This is a genomic window from Bacillus sp. B1(2022) (assembly GCF_040259625.1).
In the GTDB taxonomy this organism is placed as follows: domain Bacteria; phylum Bacillota; class Bacilli; order Bacillales; family Bacillaceae; genus Bacillus; species Bacillus velezensis.
Window position 1 is genome coordinate 105750 of the sequence record NZ_JANIFO010000003.1, and the last position, 17072, is coordinate 122821.

A 17072-nucleotide genomic window follows, 5' to 3' on the forward strand; every position below is an offset into this window, starting at 1 on the left:
GGGCGGGTGGAGGCCAATGGTTCATTTGAATAAACAGAGTGCGGATATCGCGATAATCGGGGTTGCTTGCAGATTCCCCGATGCAGATCATTATCATGAATTCTGGGAAAACATAAATAGCGGCAAAGATTCCATCCGGGAAGTGCCGATTGAACGGTGGGATCCCGATCTTTATTATTCAGCTGATATCAGTATACCGAACAAAACAATCAGCAAGTGGGGAGGTTTTATTCATAAAGCTGACCATTTCGATCATAAGTTTTTTAATATCTCTCCCCGGGAAGCGAAAAACATGGATCCTGAGCAAAGAATCCTTTTAGAAGAAACTTGGCGGTGCATCGAAGATTCCGGGGTTTCTTTGCAGGATCTCCAGTGTAAAACCACTTCTGTTTTTGCGGGTATTATGAATTCTGACTACCGGCAGACAGGTCATGCTGAATCGGAAATCGACAGTTATGCCTGCTTAGGAAGTTTCGAAGCTATGCTTTCCAACCGGCTTTCATACACATTCGGTTTGACCGGAAAAAGCATGTCTGTAAATGCCGCTTGTGCATCATCGCTTGTTGCTTTACATGAAGCGGTTAAGTCATTGCGGACAAAAGAAAGCGATTATGCAATCGCATCGGGAGTAAACTTGAATTTCCAACCCGGAAAATATATTTCTTTTTCCAAAGCCAGAATGCTGAGTCCTGACGGCAAATGTAAAACCTTTGACGCAGCAGCGAACGGGTACGTTCCCGGAGAAGGGGCAGGCGTTGTATTGCTGCAGCGCCTTGGTGATGCAGTAAAAGCCGGTCACCATATATACGGGATCATAAAAGGGACAGCTGTTAATCATGGCGGTAAATCCCGTTCCATAACCGCTCCCAGAGCAGAAGCGCAGTGCCGGGTCATCTCAGAAGCTTTACACAACGCTGCTGTCGATGCTGCGACGGTTTCTTATGTAGAAGCACATGGCACAGGTACATCTCTGGGCGATCCGATAGAAATAGAAGCATTGACAAAAGCGTATCGGCAATATACTGAGGATACTCAATATTGCAGGATCGGAAGTGTGAAAACAAATATCGGTCATACAGAAGCAGCGGCGGGAATGGCCGGATTGATAAAAGTTCTAATGATGATGAAACACCGGAGGGTGCCGAAAAGCCTGAATGTACATACGGTAAACCCAATTATACAGTTTGAAAAAACACCGTTTAGGCCGGCGCTTGATTCAAGTGATTGGAAGGCGGCAGACGGGGCTCCGCTCAGGGCGGGAATCAGCTCCTTCGGTTTTGGAGGTGTCAACTCTCACGTCATCATCGAAGAATTTATACATACAAAAGACGAATCTGACAGAAAAGGAAGGGTACCCTTCCTTTTTTCCGCTAAAAGTGAAGAAAGCATGAAACAAATGATACATCATTGGAGAACCTTTGCTGACGATTCAGAGGAATTTTGCAAAATATCAAATGAAGTGATCAGCAGCACCCTTTTAACGGGGAGGACATCGTTTGATTACAGGGCTGGTTTATTGGCAGGCAGCAAGGAGGAATTTAAAAATCAGCTTAAAGAGGGATTGAGTTTTCGGAGGAAACAAGATTCTGAATGGGCGCTTGCCATCGGTGACTTCAAATGGGAAAGTTATAAACAATTTGCCGTTTTGAAACGGGTGTTCCCTGATTTAGAAAAGAACGTAAGGCCGGTGCTGAAGGGTATACCAACATTGCACAGTTCATTTAAAAGAAAATGGACACCTGAGAAAATCCGCTTGTATTCTTTAGTTATCAATACGGAAATCATAAAAAGTATCCTGGCATCCGGTTTTAAGCCAAGCCTCATTACAGGCGCCGGAGACGGATATTACGTCGCTCTTGCAGCAGCGGATATCATCAAAATTGAAAAGGCCATTTCTGTAATCACAGGCGCTGAAAAACCTTCGCGCATATCCTGTAAGCCGCCGTCCATTCCATTTGTCAATCCGTACACTTCAAAAACGTACCCGCCGGTTCGATTAAATGAAGAATATGTAAGGATGCTGCTGAACGGTCTGAGCTTCCCGGCTGATTTTGCAGACCGCCTGTACGGGAAAACACGGCTGCTTCTTGAGCACCAATATACGTTTAAAGGGTTTTTAGAAGAGTGGGATAAAGCGGGAAAGACTCAGGAAATCGAGATTTTATCTTATATTGTGAATCGCACGGCGGATAAAAGAAACGCATTGCCGGCTGATGAGGAAGCGGCGATCATGGCTATCCTTGCCTCTATGAGAAGACTGTATAAGAGATGGGATTTAACAGATTATGATGGATTCTTTAATAATGATTATGTTCTGGAAATATTAAATTTACTGGATGAAGGAATCTTGTCTAAAGAACTTTTTCTGAGCATGTTATTGAAAAAGCAAGACGGAATTAAACAGGCTGTTGCTTGTATTAATGAGCAGCCGGCAGGTTTTTATGATAAAACTCGTTTTCCGTTGATGACAGAATACAATCAAATGGATGCCGTGTCTCAGGAGATAGCTGACCATATGCCGCTTCACACGGAAGAAAAGGGAACGGAGCCGGATGTGAATATTTCTGATTTTTCAGTTTTTCAATTCGGATCGCTCCCTCCATCAGCAAAACTAAACAAAGCGGCTGCTTTTGAAGCGGACAAACCAGCCGATGAGGCTCTATATCATTCATTTATGCAAATGTGGCTTTCAGGAGAAGAGATTGAATGGGCGAAACTAGGTGATTATCATAAAAGAAAAGCACCGCTTCCGCCTTATCCGTTTGAGCGCTCTCAATTTTCTTTAAACCCTCAGCCGGTAAAATCAGACGCGGCTTTTTCAGAAAAGAAGAATCAGGCACTTTATACGCCGGTATGGAAAGAAACCGCACTTGAGAATGAAGCGGGCAGCCGACAAGCCTGTACTATTTTGTTGTTCTCCGGGAATAAAGACTATTTTGAAGAGCTGAAAAAAAGAGAGAATACGTCCGCATATCTTATTATGCCCGGTGAGCGTTTAGAGCAGATAAGCGACAGTGTTTTCACGATCAACAGGCAGCGTCCCGAAGATTATCAAGGTGTTATTCGTCTGTTAAAGGAAAAAGGCGCAGCGCCCGATGCAATTTTGCATACGTGGTCTGAAAAACAGCCTGAACTGGAAGAAACACTCGAATCAGGAATTTATTCCGTGTTTTATCTGACTAAGGCTTTAATCAGCGAGAACCTTATAAACAAAGTAACGTTCATTTATACATTCAGCGCAGATCAAAAAGAAAAATTGCCGTATTTTGAAGGTGTGAACGGTTTTTTAAAATCGGTAAAACAAGAATACCCGCAGCTTCATTGTAAGACGGTTTGCTTTGAACATGATTCTGCATCCGTTTCATTTCCAGAGAAGGCTGACATTCTTTATAAAGAAATAAACACAGCGCCTGGTCGGCATATTCATATCACTTACAGAGGCTGCGTAAGATATGCACGGATGTTAGTGAAGCAGAGAGAAACAAACAGAAAGACCATTCAATACCCTGAAAAAGATAAAGTATATTTAATTACAGGAGGATTCGGGGGGATTGGCAGTAAAGTCGCTGAATATTGCGCGAAAACTGAAAGATCCACCATTATCCTATCAGGGCGATCTGTTTTAAACGAAGATAAGCAGAAACATTTAGAATACCTGAACAGCTTTAAAGCCAAGGTTTATTATATACAGGCGAATATATCCGATAAAGAAGCGGTAAAAAAAATGATTGACGGTATTACCGATCAGCATGCAGGTCTTCATGGCGTCATTCATTGTGCAGGCGTTATCAGAGACTCGCTGCTTTTTCGAAAAACAAAGCAGGAACTTTCAGAGGTGATGGCTCCGAAAGTTCATGGTACATTGAATCTTGATCATGCAACGAAGTCGCTCGAATTGGATTTTTTCGCCGTTTTTTCTTCAGTCGTCTCTATTGCAGGGAACGAAGGCCAATGTGATTATGCATATGCAAACGGCTTTTTAGATCATTTTGCCGAATATCGGGAACAGAAACGGCAAAATTCTCTGCGCAGCGGCCGCACGCTGACAATCAATTGGCCTTTATGGCAAGACATCGGAATGGGGGCGAACCTGTCAGGTCAAGGGCGGACGTCTCTTTTTCATGGTTCCGGGCTCGAAGAACTTCCTGCTGAAGACGGAACGCAATGGTTTTCGCGGATTGTAACTTCGGGTCAGCTGCATAATATTGCAGTCTGCGGTGACCATGAGCGTTTTGAACAATTTATGCGGCAGAGATTTTTGACGGACGAAACAGAGACAGGCAGTGCCATTTCTTTGGCTCAAGGCGATATTTTGGATCAGACAGTTTTGTTTTTAACCAATATCATCTCCTCTGAGATCGGTGCAGAACGGGAAGAGATCGATCAAGATGTGCATCTGGCTGAATATGGAATGGATTCGGTTATGATTCATCAATGCAACACAAAGCTGGAGCAGTCACTGGGAGCAATTTCGAAAACGCTTTTATTTGAATTTCATACAATCAGAGATTTAGCAGATCATCTTGTAAAGGAATATCCGGATCGGCTGGGGCGTTTATTTTCACGGGAGGAAAAAGGAAAACAGATTCAGAGCATTACCCCCGCCAGGCCGGAACAAAACATCACTGCACCTGCGGCGGAGGAAAAAGAACATCTTGACGGGATAGCGGTAATCGGTATCAGCGGCCGTTATCCCGGGGCTGAAAATATCGAAGAATTGTGGGAGCTTCTATCAAAAGAGAGAACCGCAATCACAGAAATTCCGAAAGAACGATGGAATTATGAGACCTACTATGATCCAGACCCCGCTAAAGCGCATGAGGGGAAAATTTATTGCAAATGGGGCGGATTTTTAAAGAATGCTGAATCATTTGATTCTTTGTTTTTCCAAATATCGCCGAGAGAAGCAGAAGCGATGGATCCTCAGGAACGAATATTTCTCGAAACCGTATGGAAAGCATTTGAAGATTCGGGATATACCATTGAAGGGTTGAGAAAGCAGACCGAAAAACATGTCGGTGTATTTGCGGGAGTGACGACCAATTCTTACAAGCTGCTCGGCGAAAGAATACCGACGGACAAAAACGATGTACTTCCAAATTCATTCCCATGGTCTCTCGCGAACAGAGTGTCTTACACATTTGACTTTACAGGTCCCAGTGTCCCTGTAGATACGGCTTGTTCTTCATCCTTAACGGCAATTCACATGGCTTGCCAAAGTTTAACAAAGGGTGAGTGCTCGGTTGCGGTTGCGGGAGGAGTAAATTTGTATCTTCATCCTTCTGACTATTTATACCGATGTCAGATGGGGATGCTTTCAAAATCGGGAAAATGCAGAAGTTTTGGAGAAGGCGGCGACGGTTTCGTGCCCGGGGAAGGTGTCGGGGCTGTTATTCTTAAACCGCTTAAAGATGCCATACGTGATAATGATACTGTGTACGCCGTCATTAAAGGAACGGCAATTAATCATGGCGGAAAGACAAATGGCTATACGGTGCCTAATCCTGCCGCACAGGCGGATTTAATTCAAGGAGCTCTTAAAGCGGCCGGTTGGAGCGCCAGAAGTGTCAGCTTTATTGAAGCCCACGGCACGGGAACGCCGCTGGGTGACCCGATTGAAGTCCGAGGCCTGACCAAGGCGTTTAGAGCTTATACCGAAGATGTTTCATATTGCTCTCTCGGATCGATTAAATCTAACATCGGCCACCTGGAAGCGGCCGCGGGTATTGCCGGCCTGACAAAGATTATCTTACAAATGAAGTATAAAAAAATAGCCGCAACACTGCATGCTGAACGGGTGCATCCGGATCTTTATCTGGAAGAGACACCTTTTTGCCTCCAGCAGGAAACCGCCGACTGGATAAAACCCGCGAATGAAAAACATTCTGACAGCAAATATCCGCGGCGTGCGGGATTAAGTTCTTTCGGAGCGGGCGGGGCAAATGCTCATATCCTTGTGGAAGAGTATGAGTCTGCTGCTGACTGTCATACGAGGCGTGAGGAAAGTGAGGAACTTATCGTACTCTCAGCCAAGCATTCACTGAGTTTACGGGAATCAGCAAAACAGCTGGAGGAATATCTTCAAAAGGCCCGTCATAAGCAGGGCGAGTTTTTACACCAAGCGGGAACAAACAAGCCGCTTCACCTTTCTGATATTGCGTATACCCTTCTTGAAGGGCGTGAAGCCATGCCGGAAAGGCTTGCTGTCATTTCAAATAATATCGATGATCTGATGTTGAAATTAAATCACTTTTATAATGGAATTGATGATCACGAAATATTTAGAGGGAAAAAACTGAATCATAAACGCAGACAGCAGCAATCGGATCTTCCGCTCAAATCCGGCAGCACCACATTAGCCGAAATGGCTGAATTCTGGGTATCAGGAGGCAATTTAAGCTGGGATGACTTCCGCACCGGCAGAAAACCGAGAAAAATTGCCCTGCCGACTTACCCTTTCTTAAAAAACAGACTGTGGGTGTCAAATAAGGCGCAAACAACATCAGCAGCCGGTACAGCTCCTTTATTTGATTTTTCAGCAGGTGAGTGCCGATTTTATAAAACGCTTTCGGATTCTGAATATTATGTAAAAGACCATGTTGTACATGGGAAAACGGTTCTGCCCGGAGCGGCAATCATCGAAGCGGCCAGAGAAGCGGGAGAGAGGCTGTACGGAAAATCAGTCATAAAACTGAGTCAGGTTGTATGGGCGGTTCCGATAACCGTTGAAAAAGAAAAGACGATAATGATAGATCTGCTGCCGAATCAAAAAGACGGCAGATTTGTGGTGAAAACCGATATGCACCCTGAAGCGGCAGTTCACTGCCAAGGAAACATTATCACATGCGGAGATCAAGATGCCTCTCATACAGAGCATTTTCAATTGGACAGCTGGTTAACCGGACAGAAAAGATTAATCAGCGGCGCTGAGTGTTACAGGGATTTCCGGCAGAGCGGTTTGGAATATGGAGCCAGCTTTCAGGTAATAAAACAGCTGTTTATCCATGAAAATGCTGTTCTTGCACGAATATCACTTCCTGAGAGCATTCATAAAAAATCCGGCACGCTGCTGGAACCGTGTTTATTGGATGGCATCTTTCAATCCACAACAGGGTTTACGTTCGGTCAGCAAGACGATCACACCGCATATTTGCCTTTTGAATTAGGTGAGTTGGAGATTCTTCAGGCACCTTCGGCAAACGGCTATGCTTACATTACAGCTGCCGATGAAAGACAACATGATGATGTCAAAAGGTTTCATATACTATTTATGGATGAAAACGGATCTGTAAGTCTTAAAATAAAAAACTTAGCGTTGAAGGCATTAAGGGTTGCACCGCAGACTCAGGATGAGCGGCATTCAGTTAAGTATTACACAGATATGTGGAAGCGGGCCCCTCTGCTTCATCAGCCTGAAGCCAGCGGTTTAAACAGCTGCCTTGTGATTTCACTCCGTCGGGATATATCAGAACCGCTGATCCGCCAGGCATATAAAGATATCGGCCTGAACATGATCTTTGTCCGCCATGGCAGCAGTTTTCAAGAAAAAGAAGCTGATTCCTTTGAATTGAACAGCGTCAAACTTGACGGCTATCAGAAATTGCTGGCGATTCTTAAAGAAAGACAAGTGACAATTGACCGCGTCATTTTAATCGGGAAGAGCCCTGAAACGGGAATTGAGCATAACATTCGTGAAAAGCTGGAAGAGGCTGTTTTGCCGGTTTTCAATGTAACGAAAGCTCTGTTAGCAACAATCCCAAGACATAAAATCCTGATATCACATGTATTTTTCACAAGGGAAAATCAAATCTTACCTTATCAAATGGCAATCAGCGGCTTTTTTAGGTCGCTTCATTTAGAACATCCAATGTTGTCCGGTAAAAATATTGAAATACAAAGCGACGAAATTCAGTTACAGCTGAACACCGGTCTGCCTGAATTAAAAAACCTTGTGAAAGAAACAATCATCAGCGATGATACTTCAGAAATCAGATACAGAGATGGAATCAGGCAGGTAAAGCACTCTGCAGAAATTGAAAGTGCCGAGCCCCCCGAAAAGATGGAAGTAAAAGAAGGGGGAGTTTACCTCATTACAGGAGGAACAGGCGGTCTGGGACTGATTTTCGCCAGACATCTTGTGCGAAAAGGTAGAATAAAACTTGTCCTTATCGGCAGGTCAGAGCTTTCTGAGGAAGCCGTAAGCAATGTAAAAGAGCTCGAAAAAAACGGATCAGAGGTTTTTTATGTAAGAACCGATATTTCTGATAAGGAAAATGTCAATAACCTGATAAAACTCGTCAAAAACAAATTAGGTCCTGTTAAAGGAATTATTCACAGCGCCGGTGTGATAAAAGATTCATTACTCATCAATAAGCGTGAAGAGGATCTCGATTCAGTTTTGGCCAGCAAGGTTTACGGAACAATATGGCTTGACCGGTATACAGACAGAGAACCTCTGGACTTTTTTGTTATGTTTTCATCTATCAGCGCAATAATCGGGAATGCCGGACAAACTGATTATGCTTATGCAAACCGGTTTATGGATTATTTTGCGGAAATGAGAGCGGCGGAAAATAAACCTGGAAAAACAGTCTCGATTAATTGGCCTTTATGGAAAGAAGGCGGTATGCAAATTGATATTCATTCAGAGAAGTTCCTTTATGACCGTTTCGGAATGCTGCCTCTGGGAAAACGGGAAGGCCTTGCAGCATTTGATCAAGCAATGACAGGGTGTGAACATCAAATAATGGTATTTAGCGGTAATGAATTAAAGCTGGAACGAATGATAACGATTGACAGCGGAAAAAGTGATCCGGCAATCGCCGACGAAAATCACGAACCGAAAGAGCTGTCAATAACTGAATCTTTAAAAAGCACTTTGACGCGCATCATCACCGGCGTATTAAAAATTGAAGAACGGGAATTTGATTTTGAACTGCCGATAAGTGAATACGGATTTGATTCAATTATGTTTACAATGCTGGGCAACGAATTAAACGAAACATTAGGAATATCAATGATGCCGTCAGATTTTTTCGGTCTTACTGATTTTAATGAACTTCTTGAGTTTTTAAAGAGTGAGTATTCCGAGGAGCTTCATCTCTGCGGTTCTTTTTCTTCAGATGAATCTGCGGCGAAAGACCGGAGAGAAAATCTGATTGAGGGCATCGCAAAGATGATGTCAAGTATTTTGAAGATTGACAGAAAGGAAATAGAAGAAGAGACTTCATTCGGCGAGTACGGATTTGATTCTATTACGTTTACCAGACTCGGAAATGAAATCAATCAACAATATGGTACGGAATTATTGCCGTCCATTTTCTTTGAATGCAATTCACTGGCTGAAATAACTGATTATGTAATCGAGCAATACGGAGAAATCCTTTTTGCTGAGACAGAATCTTTTTCTGCAGCTGACGAAAAAACATTGTACAGCACGCCTCCGCCGGAAACCTATGAACATTCCCTTGAGCCTGAAAACAAAACCAGGCAAGAGGAAAGACATATGAATGAACCGGTTGCAATAGTGGGAATAAGCGGCCGTTTCCCCCAAACAGATTCGCTGGAAGACTTTTGGGAAGGAATTGAAAAAGGGCGGGATATTATTACAGACATTCCTGAAGATCGTTGGGACTGGAAAGAGTTTGACGGCGATCCGATCAGGGACGTCAATAGAACAAAAATAAAAAAAGGCGGATTTATCAAAGGCGCGGACAGTTTTGATCCGTTGTTTTTCGGGATTTCTCCCGCCGAAGCAGAATTAATGGATCCCCAGCAAAGAATTTTTATGGAGACTGTATGGAAAACAATAGAAGATGCGGGCTATAAGCCGTCTGATTTGGCAGGGACGAAAACCGCGGTGTTTGCAGGGGTCGCCACAACGGATTATGCTGAACGTCTGAATGAAAATGGCGTCTCTGTTCAGGCGCAGACCGCAACCGGTTTAAATCATTGTATATTGGCAAATCGTATTTCTTACCAGCTGAACCTGACGGGTCCGAGCGAACCGATTGACACTGCCTGTTCAAGTTCGTTAGTTGCACTCCATCGTGCGGCTGAGGGGATTCAAAGAGGCGATTTTGAAATGGCGATTGCAGGCGGAGTGCATATTATGACAAGTCCTACTCTGTTTATAGCTTTTGATAAAGCAGGTATGCTTTCCAAAGACGGAAAGTGCAAAACGTTCGATAAAAGCGCTGACGGCTATGTAAGGAGTGAAGGGGCGGCTGCAGTATTGCTTAAGCCGCTCAGCAAAGCACAGGCAGACGGTGATCATATATATGGTTTGATTAAAGGGTCAGCTGTAAATCACGGCGGCCGCGCCAATTCTTTGACAGCTCCGAATCCGAACGCACAGGCGGACTTATTAACCGAAGCTTGGCGGAAGGCGGGTGTCAGCCCTGCCACTGCGGGATATATAGAAGCGCATGGCACAGGGACAAGTCTTGGCGATCCGATTGAAGTGAACAGCATCATAAAGGCATTTAAAACGTTATATCAAGAATGGGACATTCCTTTTGCGAAACAGAAATGCTGCGGAATCGGGTCTGTGAAAACAAACATCGGCCATCTCGAAACCGCTGCCGGAATAGCCGGAGTGATGAAAGTGTTACTGGCTTTTAAATATCGCAAACTTCCGGGACTCGCCCATTTTTCAGAACTCAATCCATACATCAAACTGGAAAATACGCCATTTTATATCACAGAAACCGCTCAAAAGTGGAATCCGATAAAAGATGAAGAGAACAACGATCTGCCGAGGAGAGCGGGTGTCAGCTCATTCGGATTCGGCGGTGTGAACGCGCATATTGTTTTAGAGGAATATAGGGAACCTCAAAAAGAAGTGCCGGAAAACAACGGTAACACACATATTTTTGTTTTATCTGCGAAAACCAAAGATCAATTACTTGAGTATATCCGGCATATGGTTCAGTACTTGGAGCGCATGATTGCCGGTGACATGACCGTTAATGCCAGTGACATGGAATTTACATTACAAAACGGCCGGGAAGCAATGAATGAAAGAATTGCCGTATGTGCAGCGAGTCTGACTGAGCTGAGAGATAAATACGTCAGCTTTCTTGATGACAGCAAGGTGCAAAAAGGCGTATTTATAAGTGAAAACACTGAAGAGCCCACAGCTGTTTCTGAATATATGATTGAGGAGGCTCTTCAAAGCGGAAAAGAGGAGCTGCTCGCACAATGGTGGGCCAATGGAGCCGAGTTTGAATGGAAGACAATCGGCAATAAGAAATTGAATAGAGTGCCGCTGCCAACTTATCCGTTTGCAAAAGAGAGTTATTGGTTCACCCCGAAAAAGAACAAAAGCGAGGTTAATAGCAAAAGTCTTCACCCATTAATCAGCGAGAATGTCTCAACATTAAAGAAACAAGCATTTAAAACTGTTATTTCCGGAACTGAATTTTTCGTCACTGATCATCTTGTTTCAGGAGACTATGTGCTGCCAGGAGCCGCTTCGCTTGAAATGGCTCTTGTTTGTGCGGAAATAAGCGGAGAAAGTAAAGTATATAAAATAAAAGACGTGATGTGGAACAGACCTATATTATATAAAGGAAAAACGCTGCACATTTATACCGACTTGGAAATGAAACAAGATAAGTTGAACGTAACGATATGTAAAGAGGGTCCGGATGGCGTGCAGCAAATCTGCACACAAAGTGAAACAGTATTCGGGGACATAAACAGCAATGCTGAGTATGTCGATATTGATAAGTTCAAACGCAGCAGTAAGGCTGTCATAAGCCGGGAAGAGTGTTATCACTGCTTCAGTCGTATGGGCCTGACATATCATAGCAGTTTTCAAACGTTGAAAGCCGTATATCGCGGTGATATGGAGTTAATGGCAGAATTGGAGCTTCCGGCTCATTTAGCGAACGGGTTTTCACATTTTACACTCCATCCTTCATTAATTGACGGCGGTTTTCAAGCGGCGGCATTTTTGTTAAGAGATAATGAGAAAGACGGCTTATTTGTTCCATATTCACTTAGAGAGCTTCACATTAAGAGGGCGCTTACTGCCCGATGCCATGTCTCGGTGAGAGAAACCGGTTTTTATACGTATAACATTGATTTTATTAACGAGAGCGGCGAAATAGCCGTGAGCATGAAAGACTTTTCTGTCAGAAAAGTGACCGGGGGAGAATTAACCGCAGGACGTAAAAATGAAGATCAGGAAATTCTCTTCTTATTAGAACAATTGAAAAACGGTGAACTTTCTGCTGACCAAGTTTATCAGCTGCTGGAGGGAAAATAGTGCAGATCAAACAAATACTTTCCTTAATTGAAGAACAGCAAATGTCTCCTGATGCAGGACTGGAGCTAATTCGCACTTACAGAAAAGAACAAATGGAAAAAAAGGCGGAGCCGGAATCACAAGCTCCGTCCCCAACCATTTTTTTTAAGAACGATTGGGTAAGGACAAATAACATTGATATGCCGAATCAGCAGGCACCGGGGAATATGCTGATTTTTGATCAGGATAACCGTCTGTTTCAGCATGCCGAGATGATGAATGGAGATCATAACCGTGTCATTCTCGTAACGCCCGATTCTGATTATAGAATTGAACGGAATAGATGCACAATCAATCCTTCTGATGAAAATCATGTCGAAATGCTGCTGTCTGATTTGGCTGTAAACGGATTTACACCTGATGTCGTGCTTTATTTATGGAACGAAGAAATCAGAGAATTCACTGAAGAATCCGTTAATGAAACTCTTCGCAGAGGGATCAACTCGCTCTTTTTATTATCAAAAGCTTTAATGCGGAGAAACGAACCTGTTACATTATTGCATATTTATTGGACAAGCGGTCTGAATCAGCCGTTTCAGGAAGCTGTCGGAGGGTTCATGAAAACGGTAAACATGGAAAGCTCCAAGCTTCAAGCGAAAACCATACAGATTCGCCATGAGGATTCTGACAAAAATCCTCCGGTTTCCGAGATGTGGGATGCTGCAATCAGTGAAATACAGCGCTTTCGAACGGATGAATGTGAGGTTTTAATAGACTCACATACCCGTTATGTGAAAGGGCTGCAGCATATTGATAATCCGGAACACGATAACGGATCTGTAACGTATCAAAAAGGCGGTATATATATCATTACCGGAGGAGCGGGAAAACTCGGGCTGCTGTTTGCGGAACACATCGCTAAAGAAAACCAAGCCGTGATTATACTTACAGGCCGTTCTTTTTTAACCGCTGATCAAAAAGAACGGATCAGTAAGCTTAATGAGAGCGGCTCTATTGTTGAATATCAGCGGACGGACATCACAGATCGAACAGAGGCAGAGCGATTCATTTTCGGCGTTAAACAGCGGTACGGCAGCATAAACGGGATCATTCATGCTGCCGGCATCCTTCGTGACTCATTTCTTGTAAATAAAAGTCTCAGTGATTTTACGGACGTACTGAAACCGAAAGTTTACGGGACAATCTGGCTGGATGAGCTGACAAAAGACGAAGATCTTGATTTTTTTGTTCTCTTTTCTTCTTTTTCCGCTTATGGAAATGCCGGCCAAAGTGACTATGCGTACGCAAATCATTTTATGGACAGTTTTGCAGTGCTTCGATCCCAGCTCTCCCGAAACGGAAAAACCCTTTCAATCAATTGGCCGTTATTGAAAGATGGCGGGATGAGTCTCGACAGCAATGGAATCAACCAAATAAAAGAAAAATACGGAATGACTCCGATGCGAACTTCCTCTGTTTTGGAAGCGTTTCTGAAAATGCTGCGGTCTTCATTTACCAGCTTAATGCCTGCAGAAGGAAAGCGGGATAAAATGATAAAAGCGCTTTCTATTCAAAGAAATACAGCTGCAGCAGATCATGATACACTCACGGCGGAACACGATGAAGAAGAGGAACACGCTGCGAAAGAAAAAGTCAATGACTATTTAATCAAGATCATCAGCGGTGTCTTGAAAATCCAAGCTCATAAAATAAATGCGAAGGACTCTTTTGAGAAATTCGGAATCAACTCACTTATGATCATGTCACTTATTTCAAAGCTTGAAGATACTTTCGGGGATCTTCCAAAAACAATCTTTTTTGAATATCAGAACATTGAAGAGCTTTCAAACTTCTTCCTAACATCTTTTAAAGAAAAAGTGCTTAAGTCCGCAGGGGCAGCTCCGGTAACAAGAGTGCAAAAGAAAAGAGAAAATCTGAGTAAAAAACAGCATCGGCAGCAGAGGGTTGCAGCTGCACCGAGCATGGTTCCGCCGGGTGAGGATATTGCCATTATCGGTGTGAGCGGAAGATATCCGAATTCCGATACTCTTGAGGAGTTCTGGGAAAACATTGCCGGAGGGAAAAACTGTATTATTGAAATCCCTGAGGAACGTTGGGATTTCAGATCGAATTACAGTCCCGACAGAATGGAGAAGGGGAAAATCAACAGTAAGTGGGGCGGTTTTATCAGCGGTGTTGATCAATTCGATCCGCTGTTTTTCCACATTTCTCATAAAGAAGCTGAGCTGATGGACCCTCAGGAGCGAATTTTTCTCGAAACCTCCTGGCATACGTTTGAAGATTCAGGATATACAAAAGAGAAGCTTAACGGTATGAAAGCCGGTGTGTTTGTCGGAGCCATGTACGGACAATATCAATTATTCGGCGCAGAAGAAACTGCGCGGGGCAATCCGATTGCGCTCAGTTCCTTCTTTTCATCTATTGCGAACAGGGTTTCATACTTTTTTAATCTCTCCGGTCCGAGCATTGCACTGGATACGATGTGTTCATCATCGCTGACGGCCATTCACTTGGCATGTGAGAGCATTAAAAGAGGGGAAAGTGAAATTGCGCTTGCGGGCGGCGTTAATGTGTCCATACACCCCAGCAAATACCTTTGGCTGAGTCAAGGTAATTTTGTTTCCACCGAAGGATTGTGCAGAAGTTTCGGAGAGGGCGGAGACGGCTATGTCCCGGGAGAAGGTTCGGGCGCCGTCCTTTTGAAACCTTTGGAAAAAGCAATTGCTGATCAGGATCATATATACGGAGTAATTAAAGGAACATCTGTAAATCATGGCGGAAAAACCAATGGATTTACGGTTCCGAATCCGAATGCACAAGCTGAGCTGATTGCTGAAAATTTCAAGAAATCGGGCATCAGTCCGCGATCCGTCAGCTACTTGGAAGCACACGGAACGGGTACCTCGCTCGGAGATCCGATTGAGATTGCAGGATTGACAAAAGCGTTTGAGAAATTTACGGACGATAAACAATTTTGTGCCATAGGTTCAGTGAAGTCTAATATCGGACATCTGGAGTCTGCTGCAGGTATAGCAGCCCTTACAAAAGTTCTTTTACAATTTAAGCATCAGAAATTGGCGCCATCCATTCACTCGGAACAGCTGAACCAAAATATCCGATTTGAAAAGACGCCTTTTTACGTTCAGCAGAAAGAAGAAGAGTGGCGGAAAGAATCAGGCGCCTCCCGCAGGAGAGCAGCAATCAGTTCGTTCGGAGCGGGCGGAGCAAATGCCCATGTCATTGTGGAAGAATATCAAAACCATGCGGACACACAAACAATAAGCGGTCCGTTTGCCGCAGTTCTCTCTGCCAAAAATGAAGACAGGCTGAAAGAATACGCTCGGCGCCTTCTGCAATTCACAGAGCGGGAGACAAAGGCCTCGGCAGCTGATATCGCTTTTACATTGCAGACATGCAGGGAACCGATGGAAGACAGACTTGCTGTTGTAGCTTCCGATTTGCCGGAACTTAAGGAGAAACTGAGAACTTTCTGTACTGAAGGAACAATTGGGGAGGGCGTATACAAAGGGAATGTTACGAAAGATTTTGATAAAGTCTTTATCTTTCATGATCAAAAGATGAAAGATAAATTCCTCGAGGTGATGATGGAGACAAAGGACTTGAATCTTCTTGCAAAATTATGGTCTTTCGGGGCTGATATTCAATGGAGAGAGTTATATGAAGAATATACCCCGCAAAAGGTCAAGCTTCCTTTATATCCATTTGCTGAGGAGTCTTACTGGGTGCCTCGAAACCAAAGTGCAACATTTCCGGAAATATTGCCGCGGCAGTCTTCACTGCACCCGCTTCTGGATTCGAATGAATCTACTCTGGAACAGCAGTTTTTTAAAACGACATTAAGAGAAAAAGAGATTTGGTTAAAAGACCACATCGTAAAAAACAAGAGCATTCTCCCGGCAGCTGCTTTTCTTGAAATGGCATGCGCAGCGGGAACGCGGTCATATCGAAAGAAAAAGGTCACTCGTTTAAAAAACGTGATATTTGCCAGACCGGCCATGCTTTTGCAAGAGAGCCTGACCATTTACACTCACATTTCCGTAAAAGACGGCAGCATATTATTTAACATGTCACCTGACGAGGATGCTGCTGTAAGGACTGGATTTGTGACGGGGGAATTAGATTATGATCATCATTACAGTGATGATGATATAGAGAACATCGACAGACAAGAGATCATAAACAGAAGTGCTTTTGTCCGTGAACAAGATGAATGTTACGAGTATTTTCGGGAAAACGGGTTCCTGTATGGGCGCGCTTTTCAGCCGATTCAACGTTTATGGGGCGGAAAAACGGAAGCGGTTGCACACTTATTGCTGCCAAAAGAAGCCGAATATGCTCTTGAACATTATACATTGCATCCGTCTTTAATTGATGGGGCTCTGCAATCTTTGTTCGGAATTACCGACGGAAGAGAAGAGGCATCTGTTTATGTTCCTTTTTCAATAGGAGAGATTACGATTCGGAAAAAAGTTTCAGCAGAATGCTGGGTTTATGCGCGTAAAACAGGCCAAAAAGGTCAATCCGAGCTTATTTACGATATTCAGCTGCTTAATGAACAAGGAGAAAGACTTGCAGGTTTGAAGGATGTAACCATTCGTAAAAAAGAAACGTTTTCCGCGGAGGCACAGACTCGTGCAACAGCGGATTCCAATGGAAAGAACGAGAGAGTAAAAGAGCTCCTCAGACAATTAAAAGCGGGCGAACTGACTGCGGAGGAAGCAGATTATGCGCTGGAGCGTATGCAGGATTAGTTTATCATTTTGCGGAAGCGCCATTT

The 17072-nt window shown here is 43.7% G+C and carries 2 protein-coding genes; both read left to right on the forward strand.

What is annotated here, in order from left to right; genetic code table 11:
• Nucleotides 1-16: 16 nt before the first annotated feature.
• Nucleotides 17-12274, forward strand: coding sequence for an SDR family NAD(P)-dependent oxidoreductase (locus NQS30_RS06860; protein WP_218791617.1), 12258 nt, complete (start codon nt 17-19; stop codon nt 12272-12274).
• Complete coding sequence (locus NQS30_RS06865) at nt 12274-17046, forward strand: type I polyketide synthase (protein ID WP_218791618.1); 4773 nt, start codon at nt 12274-12276, stop codon at nt 17044-17046. The genes NQS30_RS06860 and NQS30_RS06865 overlap by 1 nt, the downstream gene beginning before the upstream one ends.
• Nucleotides 17047-17072: the final 26 nt, after the last annotated feature.

Coding starts and splice junctions, on each gene's coding strand:
- NQS30_RS06860 (WP_218791617.1), top strand. CDS start 17: ATGGTTCATTTGAATAAACAGAGTGCGGATATCGCGATAATCGGGGTT.